Origin of the sequence: Aquamicrobium defluvii (genome assembly GCF_004363725.1) — a bacterium.
GTDB lineage: Bacteria > Pseudomonadota > Alphaproteobacteria > Rhizobiales > Rhizobiaceae > Mesorhizobium > Mesorhizobium defluvii.
Window position 1 is genome coordinate 1 of record NZ_SNZF01000056.1, and the last position, 7,636, is coordinate 7,636.

Annotated in this window: 13 protein-coding genes; 3 read left to right on the forward strand and 10 right to left on the reverse strand. The window is 59.0% G+C overall.

Annotated features, from left to right (window positions below; all coding sequences use genetic code 11):
• The first annotated feature begins 139 nt into the window (after window positions 1-139).
• Complete coding sequence (locus DES43_RS22555; RefSeq protein ID WP_166647808.1) at window positions 140-310, forward strand: hypothetical protein; 171 nt, start codon at window positions 140-142, stop codon at window positions 308-310.
• A gap of 575 nt (window positions 311-885) precedes the next feature.
• Here the strand turns inward: DES43_RS22555 and nusG are convergent.
• From nusG to DES43_RS21650, 10 genes are all read right to left on the reverse strand, one after another.
• The gene (nusG, locus tag DES43_RS21610) at window positions 886-1,443 is read right to left on the reverse strand and encodes a transcription termination/antitermination protein NusG (protein WP_133676339.1); all 558 of its coding nucleotides are present in this window, start codon (window positions 1,441-1,443) and stop codon (window positions 886-888) included.
• Window positions 1,444-1,465: 22 nt separating this feature from the next.
• Window positions 1,466-1,681 carry a PCRF domain-containing protein gene (locus tag DES43_RS21615; protein WP_133676341.1) on the reverse strand — a complete coding sequence of 72 codons (216 nt, stop codon included), beginning with the start codon at window positions 1,679-1,681 and terminating at the stop codon, window positions 1,466-1,468.
• Window positions 1,678-2,163 (reverse strand): helix-turn-helix domain-containing protein, encoded by a 486-nt coding sequence (locus DES43_RS21620; protein WP_133676343.1) that lies wholly within the window; start codon window positions 2,161-2,163, stop codon window positions 1,678-1,680. Before DES43_RS21620 ends, DES43_RS21615 begins: the two co-directional genes overlap by 4 nt.
• A complete protein-coding gene (locus tag DES43_RS21625; RefSeq protein WP_166647809.1) occupies window positions 2,160-3,062 on the reverse strand; it encodes a helix-turn-helix domain-containing protein in 903 nt (300 codons plus the stop codon). Before DES43_RS21625 ends, DES43_RS21620 begins: the two co-directional genes overlap by 4 nt.
• Window positions 3,059-4,486 carry a replicative DNA helicase gene (locus tag DES43_RS21630; RefSeq protein ID WP_133676347.1) on the reverse strand — a complete coding sequence of 476 codons (1,428 nt, stop codon included), beginning with the start codon at window positions 4,484-4,486 and terminating at the stop codon, window positions 3,059-3,061. The genes DES43_RS21625 and DES43_RS21630 overlap by 4 nt, the downstream gene beginning before the upstream one ends.
• Entirely contained in the window at window positions 4,483-4,902 is a 420-nt protein-coding gene (locus tag DES43_RS21635; protein ID WP_133676349.1) for a RusA family crossover junction endodeoxyribonuclease, read from the reverse strand. The genes DES43_RS21630 and DES43_RS21635 overlap by 4 nt, the downstream gene beginning before the upstream one ends.
• Entirely contained in the window at window positions 4,902-5,066 is a 165-nt protein-coding gene (locus DES43_RS22560) for a hypothetical protein (protein ID WP_166647810.1), read from the reverse strand. The genes DES43_RS21635 and DES43_RS22560 overlap by 1 nt, the downstream gene beginning before the upstream one ends.
• 6 nt (window positions 5,067-5,072) lie before the next feature.
• Window positions 5,073-5,453, reverse strand: coding sequence for a hypothetical protein (locus tag DES43_RS21640; RefSeq protein WP_133676351.1), 381 nt, complete (start codon window positions 5,451-5,453; stop codon window positions 5,073-5,075).
• Window positions 5,454-6,075: 622 nt separating this feature from the next.
• A complete protein-coding gene (locus DES43_RS21645; protein WP_133676353.1) occupies window positions 6,076-6,375 on the reverse strand; it encodes a hypothetical protein in 300 nt (99 codons plus the stop codon).
• On the reverse strand, window positions 6,372-6,596 hold the full coding sequence (locus tag DES43_RS21650; protein WP_133676355.1) for a transcriptional regulator: 225 nt from the start codon (window positions 6,594-6,596) through the stop codon (window positions 6,372-6,374). The genes DES43_RS21645 and DES43_RS21650 overlap by 4 nt, the downstream gene beginning before the upstream one ends.
• A gap of 82 nt (window positions 6,597-6,678) precedes the next feature.
• Here DES43_RS21650 and DES43_RS21655 point away from each other — a divergent pair, with 82 nt between their 5' ends.
• Entirely contained in the window at window positions 6,679-7,029 is a 351-nt protein-coding gene (locus DES43_RS21655; protein ID WP_133676356.1) for a helix-turn-helix domain-containing protein, read from the forward strand.
• A 172-nt stretch (window positions 7,030-7,201) separates the two neighbouring features.
• The gene (locus tag DES43_RS21660; protein ID WP_133676358.1) at window positions 7,202-7,540 is read left to right on the forward strand and encodes a hypothetical protein; all 339 of its coding nucleotides are present in this window, start codon (window positions 7,202-7,204) and stop codon (window positions 7,538-7,540) included.
• Window positions 7,541-7,636: the final 96 nt, after the last annotated feature.

A 7,636-nucleotide genomic window follows, 5' to 3' on the forward strand; every position in this document is an offset into this window, starting at 1 on the left:
AGCGCGCAAAGCTTAGCGGCCTGCTCGGCATACTCTGGCCGGTAGGCTGTAGGCCTTCCACGTTCAGACATCACATTCCTCGGGATACGGATTTGCCTCTGCCCGCGCTCTTAACCGCACATGACGGGAAAGAGGGGCAATGAGTGATAAGCTTGCGTTATCAGTCGCGGGAACGAATGAAGCCTATCTATACCAGCAAGGCGAGGCCGGCGCATGGTGGAATAGCGGCGCATCATTGGGCTACCTGTGCCTTCTGGCGAAACTGAGCGAGGCGGCGTCATGCCCGTTCAACTCCATCGCGGCGCAGTGAGCGCTAGGAGCCTCGCTATTCCCTTGCGGGAATTGGGAGATGCCGCAGCGACCGGGACGAACCCCAATCCTTACCTGCCCCGGGGCAGGCTGCCCGACTTACCCCGAGAAATCCTCAGGACCGGACTGCGGCAAACTGAAAATTCAGGCAAGGAAACTGGCGCCTGTGAAAAACCTGCAAAACCTCGGGAAACCGCCACGCTACCCTTGCCGTCTCCATGGCGAATATCCGTCAATGTCCCTGCCAGAGCGATGGAGGTGTGTGATTCGGCCCTGCAAGCTTGTCACACACCCGCCCCACCGGGCTCTCTGGCTGGCGATCCCGGCATTCTGACTGCCTGGACCCCTCTGCCCCGATCCATCGCGGGGCAGTTGCATTTAGGAATCTACCATCCCCATAAATTCTGCCAACCCTATTGACGGGCGTTTGTCCCCTGATTCGCGCCCACAAGCCTCCACCACGGAGCGGTGACGATCTCCGCAGGGGCCCGGCGAGTATTCCCTATGACGAAGGTCCGCCCGACAGCCGCAAATCACCTTTCCAGAAAGGTATTATAATACCACATGGAAAGTCAACTACGCCGCGACAATCTCGGATGGCTTTACCCATGGATTTCCAAGGGACCCTAGTGATATTTGCACTCTGTCCTCGCCGTTGGTCTTGATGACCGTGGCCGTCACGCCATGCAGGATCGTGTTGAGCCTGTTCACAAACACCTTTGCGCCGCGTGGGAATTCACGGTCCAGCGTCTCACCTCGGTGCTTTCGAGCCGCTCGCGTATCGTCAAACTTCATGTCGATCTCATCGAGATAGATTTCCTCGACGGCCGAAGCCGGTACGGCGACTGGATGCTTTTCGAGGTCACCGAGAATATCCTCGACACCCTCACAGGCCCTGACGAAGCCGAAATGCTCTGCACCAGTTGGCAGCCCGACAAACAGGTAGCGCAGCAGCAAGGGCCGCTCGATCTCTCGATAGGTGTTCGTGCGCTTGTTGAACTTTTCGATGCGCTGACGGGGTAGATAATGGTCAAAGCCGGCCTGCCGCAGATTATCGGCAGCCTTCTGCTCGCATTTGATATTTGTCCTCACGACATACCAACGCTTGGATTTGTCGATGCCGACCTTTGCCATGCTTTCCTCGATCAGTTGCCGCCTACCGGAATTTCGGATGGGTGAGCGCAGCCAAGATCATTTCTTCCGCGATCATCTTGTTGATGTGCTGCGACCGGCCGCTGTTGACGTAGGCCATGAGGCCGGTCGGCTCATGCGTAGCCTTGACGCCGGAATGACCCCCGACATGCTGCCCACCGCGAGCGTCAATGCCGGGGACCGGGTAGACCTCGAATTTCAAGTCCTCGGCTCTGATCATCCCTCCACCTCGCTCAGGGCGGCCGTCCTCTTGAGCGACGAAATGATCGTCGTATGATCGCGGTTCACCGCCTTGCCGATCTGAGCGAACGACAAATCCGGGCGATGAACACGAATGGCTCTGATGGCGGCGTGTCGGGCGGCCACAACGTCCTTCTTCCTGCTGTCGCCAATGATTTCTGCGACCGGGATGCCGTGGAGCGCTGCGACGTGGGCGACAATCTCTCTGGCTGGCGTTTTCGATCCAGGCTTGATGGATGACAGCGCCAGACCGGCCTCTTTTGCCCTGTCCGCTTCCTGCTCTGCCATGGCGTGCTCGAACGCCTCCCGTTTCCGCTGCGCTTCTGCGGCTTTGGCGGCATCTGCTCTGGCCTTTGCGACTGCTTCCGCGCGCCGGTGCTTTTCCATCGCGCGCCGGTAGAATTTCGGGTTGTATCCGCGATAACGCAAAAATCTCTCGTGGTCGTAGTCTGGCGTGCTCATGCCGGCACCTTCGTTTCTTCGGTCAATCTTTCAGGGCGCAGGAAGCGCTCGGCGGCGATAAGGTCTTCAGGAACACGGCAGCCCGGATCGCCCGGCTTCGGGCCCCACAGCCACGTTTTCCACTGGCCGGTGCTGCGGGCCATGGCGAGGGTCTTGGCCCACTTGGCGCGCTGTTCGTCTGGCGGAAGCCCTTGCTCCCACTGGCCGAGAGTGACCGGCTCTTTTGGCTTGAGAAGGCCCTTGCCGGCTGCAATGCGCTGTTCGTAGGCGTCCCTGATTGCGGGAACGAAATAGGCCCATGAGCCTGCCGGGCGCGTTAGCTTCGACGCCCGAGCCCTGATCGTCGGCAGAATATCGGTTTCGAGGTCGCATCCCGCTTCGAGAAGTCCGTAGATCGAGGAAAGCACCAGAGCGCCGTGAGGCTGGATTTTATCCCCAGCGGCTTCGAACAACTTGGCGTCGAGCTTTTCGAGGTCGGTTTCCTCGCGCGCAGCTTCTGCTGACGGTTCCCTTGACGGTTCGAACGAAGTGGGCGCGGCAACTGGTTCCGGTGAGATCGGCGCTATCTGCCGGTGAGATTGGCGCGATTTGCCGGTGAGATTGGGCTTACCGGCAGATTTTGCCGGTTGGTTTTTGAGCGCCAAACAGATCAAATCGGCAGCGCGATAACCATCATCCCGACGCCTCGGCTCACGGGTGAGAAGCCCTGCATCTTCCAGCTTCTGGAGCCATTCACGCACCGACCGCTCGGATAATTCCGTTTCTTCGGCAATCGTCTTTTGAGAAGGCCAGCATTTCCCGTCCTCGTCCGCATAGTTCGCCAAGCAGATCAGGACAACCTTTCCCGCCGCCGACCCTGTCTTTTGATCGATAGCCCACGCGACAGCCTGAATGCTCACATTCTTGCTCCATTCCTGATCGCACCGCATGCCATGTCCGCGAACAACTCGACGGTTTCGAGCGGGCCATTGCGCTGCTTGCTGATGATGAATTCGAGGGTGTTCTGGCAGTCGATTAGGCGCTGGGTGCGCTCCTGCTCCCGCTCGCCTGACGCCTTCTCCCGTTCGAGGTAATAGCTCTCTCGGTAGAGGAAGATGATCGTGTCGGCGTCCTGCTCGATGGAGCCACTATCGCGAAGGTCAGAAAGCTGCGGGCGCTTGTTATCGCGGCTTTCTACGGCACGATTGAGTTGCGACAGGAGAACGACCGCTATGCCATACTCACGCGCCAAAGATTTGAGCGCGGCTGTCATCTCGGATATCTCGTGAACCCGGTTGCCGCTGTATCGCGAAGAAGCTCTGATCAGGCCCAGATGGTCGATCATGAGAACGTCGAGCGACTGATTTGACTTGGCGAATTCGTCCATCATCATTTCGGCCTTCACCCGGATATCCGTGATGGACAGGCCGGATTGTTCCTCGATGATGATCGGAAGCCGGTCGAGGTCTTTGGTTGCGTTCTCAAGCGCGGCCAGATCGTCATCCGATACCTGGCCCCGGATTATATCGGCATAGGGAACCTTGACGTGCCAGTCATAGGCTATGTCCGACACCGCGCGGGCAGCCAGCTTGTCGGCGTCCATCTCAAGGGAGATGAAGCCAACGCCTGCTCCAGCCTTTGCGGCCTTGATGGCTGTAGAAAGGGCGACGGTGGTTTTGCCGGCGCTGGGGCGGGCACCAATCAGGGTCAGGTCGCGGCGCTGCATCCCGCCAGTGAGGCGGTTCACGTCCGATAGACCCCATGTGATGCCAGTCAGGCCCCGTCCACGCTGCGCGGCCTCTCTGGCAGAAGCAAACGCATTCCCGGCAGCGCTCGCCAGCGACATGCGCGTCTTGCGGCGTGGGCCGGATCGCATTTCAGCAGAGACAAGATCGAGGTCGGAGGAAAGCGACTGGATGAGCTTTCGCGGATCGGAGTTTGGATCGTTAGCAGCGGCGTGCATGCTCGCGGCCAATTCCCCAGCCTTGAGCCGCGCCCATTGCTCGACCACAGCAAGCGCTGCCCTGTCCAGGCTGTGATTTCCCGCAACATTGAAGTCAGACAGGCTCGCCATATACGCAGCAGGGCTCTTGCCGGTTTTGCTCGAAAACACGGTCGCTGTATCGTCCGGCAGCAGTTTTGCTACGCTCGGCACCGTGGCCGATCCAAAACGCTCATTGGCCGTGACGATGGCTCGGTAGAGAATACGGTGCAGATCATGGACGAAATGATCCTCCCGCAGGAAGGACATGACCTTGCGGTAGTCGCCTCCAAACAGCAGAGCGCCAAGCACAATTTGCTCAAGCTCTGGGACATATCCGGTGATGGGCGATTGATCCGTCATGCCGCACCTCGACGGGGAACTGGTATCGATGCCAAGACGCGGGCGGCTACGTCTCCGATTTGCTCCCAGCTATCGATCGGCTCCAGAATGATACGGACGTTCCCGCCCTTTTGAGGGATGCCCCAGACCGGGGCTTGGTGTTGGAATTTGCTGTCATCGATGCCGATTGCATCCGCGATCCCGTCGAAATAGGATTTGCAGGCAGCCAGAAGGTTGTCGGCATCCCTGTTGCGCCTGATCGGCGGCGGGGAGAAAATGCAGGTCACCTTGATCGCTTCGGCGTCGATCTGCCCGAGAGGCTTGGCCATCTCTCTGGCTGCAAAGCGTGCTGCTTTGGCAGAACGGGCCTTTTCAGACCAGTGAGGCCGGGCGTTTGGGTGGAGATTGCGCGCGGGCCAAGGGAGATCGACGTGCATCACCACCCCCAGATCAGCAGCGAAATGCAGATCGCCCCAAGCGTGGCTGCAAACGCCACAGCAATGACAGCCGCATTGGAAATCATCTGGTCAGCAGAGACGCCGCGCCTGACGATGCGGTCAGGCTCTACCTCGTAGTCGTGCCAGTCGGGGCGGTGGGTCATTGGCCGTCACCCTGCCTTTTTCGCCGCAATTTTTTCAGCCAAAGCCAGAGCTTCAGCCTCAATATCTGAAAGATCGTCATCGGGGTTCAGGGCCTTCTCGACGGAGAGTTCGTGTTGCAGCTTGGCGATTTCCCGCTCGCACAGGTCCAGATACGCAGACCGGATACGCGTAAACAAACCAGCCTCGACAGTTTTCGCTCTACCTGTCCGAAGGTTGTTTAGGGACCAGAACGGAAGCCCGTATCGCCTTTCAAGACGAGACATGGCATTGTTCTGGTCTCCCCAACCTTTCGTTTCTTTCTCGACCATGCGCCGGACATAACCGGCAGCAATCGTTGCGCTACTCGACACTTTGCGCTCCTGATGCTGACTTTCTCTGCACTTCATGCTCTCGGCTCCATGCTTTGATGACGGCATGGAGAACACGAGACAAAAGGGGTTTGAGACTTTGGCTGAGGCCGCGCGACGATTGCTTGCAGGCTTGGAAGCGCGGAAGGCCAGAGAAAAGGAACGAGGTGCAGTGACCCGGGTGTTGCATACCAGCCACCACACCTCTGACGCGGGCGAAGCTGATACCCGATAGATCGCGAAGGTTGGGCGAGAACCAATGCCCTGCGCGTCTGATGAAATTGAAGATCTCCATGCCGCTGGAGAGAGGCCGGGCGTTCGACTTTCCTCGGGTCGGCGTCCGGCCGCGCGTATTGGCTGCAACGATAATCATTGCTCGCCTCGACCGTTTCGGGATGCGTGATGGGTGGCCGGATCGGCGGAGGGTTGGACCGATCCGGCCTCGGTTGCGCCGGGAGGAAGGAGCGCTACCGAATGGGTGTTTCCAAATTCAAATGTCGTCACGAAACCGCGAAGGCCGTTATGCTCGACAGGACGGGGGCCGATGATGCGCAGGCCGGCGTGCTTCTCGGAGACGGTCATCAAACCCACCCAGCAATACGAGCAGCAAGGAGAGCGGCTGGAGCGAATGAAAGAGCGCAGACGATGAATGATGCGATGCTCATTGCGCGGCCTCCGCAGCCCAGTGTGGCGACCATTTGGCAAAGCGGGGGCCAGATATTTGACCTTCCGAAACAGTCATCGTCGCCAGTACGGCAATGAGGCCCTGCATGACGATTTCATGGCTGCCGGCACGGCGCATCTGGACACGGCCCGTGACGCCTTTCTCAACAAGCGCGCGCGCGCCATCGCACAAAGGGACACGGCAGCTTTCAACGAGGACATCACCGTCATGGTAGACGCGATAACGCTGACCGCTTCCGGTGACATGCGTGGGCTCGATGTCAATGATCGCGCTCATGCGCTCTTCTCCAGCTTGGAGGGGCGGCGGGAAGTGGCGGGGCCGAAGATGTCGGGGCGCAGATCGTGGCGGGAAACGCCAGTGATCCTCTCAATGTCCAGTACGCGCTCGGCTGGAACCCTAGTCCAGGAATAGAGCGCCGTGTGTTTGATCCCAAGCTCACGGGCGAGCGCCACGACGCCGCCAGAGGTCTTCGCTGCTTTTTTGACGATAGTGATCATATCGACAACGTAGGCAATGCCTACATAATTGTCAATTGCCTACGTAGGTGAAAAATGCGTAGGCTGAAAATACAAGAGGGGTATGGATATTCACGACAGAATTGCCCACGCTCGCCGGATGGCCGGCCTCACGCAGGATGAGGTTGCCGATCATTTTGGGATCAAGAGACCGTCCGTAGCTCAGTGGGAGGGAAAGAGATCAAAGCCATCGATGAACAAGATCGTCGAACTGGCAAGGCTTCTAAATACGACGCCAGAATGGATCATCAATGAAAGCGGAGACCCTCCGGTGAAGATGGAGGCCCAAGAGGCTGATAGCGCCAGCCTCATTCCCCCTGATCTGGAGCGGGAATTCCTAGAGCGCCTCCGTAGTGCTGACCCTGCTGTTCGTGACAGTGTGTTGACCCTTCTCGGCTTGCGCCCGAAGACCTGAGCAAGCGCATGACTTGCCGTCTCGTTTCGTCGCCAGCCTGACGGAATGCTTGCAGCCAAACGTCTTCCTCACTCATACCAGCCTCCCATTTCCAACAGTGACTCGGAAATGAGAACAAATCAAGAACGTGAAATCCGGTTGAGGGCCGCCGGGAAAGATGCTTGGATACGCTATGCCCGATCCTGTCGCCCCGTTCATCTCCGAGCTTATCCGCGCTGCGAACGAGACAGATCGGCTGACGAAAGCCGAGCGTGCGCGCCTGCTACAGCGGTGCGCGGCCACGATCCGGGATTACCGGCATCAGATCAACTATTCCGAGACGCCAGCGAATGACGGTGGCCCGAACGATGTGGCGCACGAATGGTCGGAAATGGCGCGCCTGATCGACCTTTTCAGCGCCGAGGAAGTCAGCAAGGCGCTTCTGGACGCGGTGGCGACGATCAAGGCGGCGCGGACGCTGCTCGAAATCAAGCATGAGATCGAGGCCGAGGACGGCGGCGGGGCGGCGTAGGCTGGGCGAGGATACGGAGACGGTGGGGAGCGCGTAGAGTGCTGACAATTGGAAAGAGAGGGCCGTTGCCAGCCCTCTCTCTTAAAGGCTAGGCTT

Coding starts and splice junctions, on each gene's coding strand:
- DES43_RS21650 (WP_133676355.1), bottom strand. CDS start 6,596: ATGATCACTATCGTCAAAAAAGCAGCGAAGACCTCTGGCGGCGTCGTG.
- DES43_RS21640 (WP_133676351.1), bottom strand. CDS start 5,453: ATGAAGTGCAGAGAAAGTCAGCATCAGGAGCGCAAAGTGTCGAGTAGC.
- DES43_RS21655 (WP_133676356.1), top strand. CDS start 6,679: ATGGATATTCACGACAGAATTGCCCACGCTCGCCGGATGGCCGGCCTC.
- DES43_RS21630 (WP_133676347.1), bottom strand. CDS start 4,486: ATGACGGATCAATCGCCCATCACCGGATATGTCCCAGAGCTTGAGCAA.
- DES43_RS21660 (WP_133676358.1), top strand. CDS start 7,202: ATGCCCGATCCTGTCGCCCCGTTCATCTCCGAGCTTATCCGCGCTGCG.
- DES43_RS21645 (WP_133676353.1), bottom strand. CDS start 6,375: ATGAGCGCGATCATTGACATCGAGCCCACGCATGTCACCGGAAGCGGT.
- nusG (WP_133676339.1), bottom strand. CDS start 1,443: ATGGCAAAGGTCGGCATCGACAAATCCAAGCGTTGGTATGTCGTGAGG.
- DES43_RS21635 (WP_133676349.1), bottom strand. CDS start 4,902: ATGCACGTCGATCTCCCTTGGCCCGCGCGCAATCTCCACCCAAACGCC.
- DES43_RS22555 (WP_166647808.1), top strand. CDS start 140: ATGAGTGATAAGCTTGCGTTATCAGTCGCGGGAACGAATGAAGCCTAT.
- DES43_RS21620 (WP_133676343.1), bottom strand. CDS start 2,163: ATGAGCACGCCAGACTACGACCACGAGAGATTTTTGCGTTATCGCGGA.
- DES43_RS21615 (WP_133676341.1), bottom strand. CDS start 1,681: ATGATCAGAGCCGAGGACTTGAAATTCGAGGTCTACCCGGTCCCCGGC.
- DES43_RS22560 (WP_166647810.1), bottom strand. CDS start 5,066: ATGACCCACCGCCCCGACTGGCACGACTACGAGGTAGAGCCTGACCGC.